We start from the raw sequence: 302 nt of genomic DNA on the forward strand, positions 1-302 counted from the left end.
GATCCGATTACTCCCGTTACTCCTGTTGATCCGATTACTCCGGTTACTCCGGTTACTCCGGTTACTCCGGTTACTCCCGTTACTCCCGTTGGACCTGTTACTCCCGTTGACCCCGTTACTCCTGTTGATCCGGTTACTCCCGTTACTCCGGTTACTCCCGTTACTCCCGTTGACCCCGTTACTCCCGTTGGACCTGTTACTCCCGTTGACCCCGTTACTCCTGTTGATCCGATTACTCCCGTTACTCCTGTTGATCCGATTACTCCGGTTACTCCGGTTACTCCGGTTACTCCGGTTACTCC

1 protein-coding gene is annotated in these 302 nt (G+C 54.0%); it reads right to left on the reverse strand.

Annotated features, from left to right (window positions below):
- Positions 1–302: hypothetical protein (locus tag JDS92_RS30210; protein ID WP_199633052.1), on the reverse strand; the 302-nt coding region annotated here is incomplete at both ends.

Source organism: Bacillus cereus group sp. N12 (assembly GCF_016483575.1).
Taxonomy (GTDB): domain Bacteria; phylum Bacillota; class Bacilli; order Bacillales; family Bacillaceae_G; genus Bacillus_A; species Bacillus_A toyonensis.